Here is a 2,113-nt window from a genome sequence, read left to right on the forward strand (position 1 = left end):
TAAAGCCAAACTCTCAAACCAGAAGAATGTCATTATCGAGATGCAGGTTTTGAATGTAGAAGGGTTTGAGAAAAGGATTTTATATAATGCGGCTAAGACATATTCAGCTCAGCTAAAAGAGACAGAGACATTTACCAGTCTTGAACCTATTATTGCTTTAACCATTACGGACTTTATCATGTTCGAGGATGTAGATAAGGTTATCACCTATTTCAATCTCATTGAAAAGGAGACTTTAATTAAATACAATGATGAAATCGAACTTGTTTTTATCGAATTGCCCAAATTCAAGAAGAATGAGGATGAACTGGATTCAATCAAAGATAAATGGATATATTTTATAAAGAATGCAGGTAAACTTGAATATACTCCAGAGACCTTACTTAAAGAGGTAGAAATAAAGGAGGCATTTGAAATAGCCAATACTGCGGGGATGAGTGAAAAGGAGTTAGAAATTCAATATAAGCGGCATGATTTTATCCGAATGCAAAGAGGTGCTATAGAATTCGCCTTAAAACAAGGGTTAAAACAAGGAATAGAACAAGGAATACAACGAGGAATAAAACGAGGGTTAAAACAAGGAATACAACAAGGAATACAACAAGGAATACAACAAGGAAGACAACAAGGAAGACAAGAAGGAAAACAAGAAGGAAGACAAGAAGGAAGACAAGAAGGGTTACAACAAGGATTACAACAAGGATTACAACAAGGAATACAACAAGGCAAAATAGAGGTAGCGAAAAGTCTTTTGAAATTAGGCGAAAAAGTTGAAAAAATATCACAGGTAACGGAATTAACAATAGAGGAAATCAAGAGTATTAATTAAATATCTTCACACAGACTTTTTTTTAAGTCTGTGTGGTTGGTTAATTTTAGCGTGTTATTCCCATCTTGTTTATTTTTTGCAGTGTTTTACCGTTATAGATTAGCCTGAGTTTATAAATGTAAATACCGCTGGCTATGTGCTCATTTTGGCTATTCCACTCAATTCGGGCGATGCCGTCGTTATCCACATCTATGTTTTTCTCTATTTGCCAGATAAGTTCGCCAATAATGTTGAATACCTCAACTTGCATCGTTACTGGCACATTATTCAAATTAGTCCTGGCACAAATCGTGGTTTTCCCGGTATGCGGATTTGGATAGTTGAATATCTCAAGAAACTCAAGGGTTTGTAATGGGTCAAATTGTGGGGAAGAAGGAGGTTTTTCTTTCACCGTTGGACCTGGATGTTCATAGGTTGGTGTCCCTGTAGCAGCTACACCCATTGCATCCTTTGCCTCAAAGTAATACTCGTATTTATCACTTACCTCATTTAGTCTAAAGATACAAAAATAAATCTTGCCAGTCTTGAAATCATTTCCGGATTCAACCACCATTTTAGCCTTTCCGACTAACTTATCATTATTAAGAATACAAATCTTAGGATAGTCAGCCAAAGGTGCATCGCCATCTTCATCTTTATATTTTACTTTAAATGTAAAATATGTCTCTCGAACAATACCTTCATGTGGCTCTAATCCGTCGGTTTGGAAACCTGTCTGTCCAGCCCATTCTAACTTTGGGGTATGACTGACCTTTGGTCCCACTCTCAGAATAGTAAATGGTCCTCTTGCCTCTTCCCCTTTATTATCCTTAGCATAAAACTTATATTTATAGGTTCCCGTAGCATTTAAAAAGATGGTTTTGGAATAAGTAGCTCCTTTAAAATAACTTCCATTGACATAATCCATTGTGTAGGTTCCGATTCCATAAGGCTTATCGTCTTTATAAATAAGGACAGCGGGATAGTCTGGAGCCGGTGGGTCAACATTAATATCCAGATATGCCGTATGAAAGGTAAAAGGGGTATCTGGCGCCCCGGAATCGGGATTACAACCATCTGTATAATCACTTTCGCCAGTCCAGAGGAGTAATGGTGAATAATTCACCCCTTCAACTTTAGGTCCTGAATGAATCGTTGTTGCCTCACCTATTGCCTCAACATTATTATTGTTTTTAGCCTCAAAGCGATAGCTATACGCATCACTGGCATAAGAATATCTAACATCATAAATCCCGTAAATTACCCCATCTGTATAATCGTTATCATTTTCATTTTCCTTTATGA

The 2,113-nt window shown here is 36.9% G+C and carries 2 protein-coding genes; one reads left to right on the top strand and one right to left on the bottom strand.

Annotated features, from left to right (window positions below):
* A partial coding sequence (locus tag AB1414_19755) for an Rpn family recombination-promoting nuclease/putative transposase (protein ID MEW6609649.1) occupies positions 1-829 on the top strand: 829 nt, incomplete at its 5' end.
* A gap of 46 nt (positions 830-875) precedes the next feature.
* Here AB1414_19755 and AB1414_19760 read toward each other — a convergent pair.
* Positions 876-2,113 (bottom strand): T9SS type A sorting domain-containing protein (locus tag AB1414_19760; GenBank protein ID MEW6609650.1); only part of this gene is annotated, 1,238 nt, incomplete at its 5' end.

The organism is bacterium, assembly GCA_040755795.1.
Lineage (GTDB): Bacteria > UBA9089 > CG2-30-40-21 > CG2-30-40-21 > SBAY01 > JBFLXS01.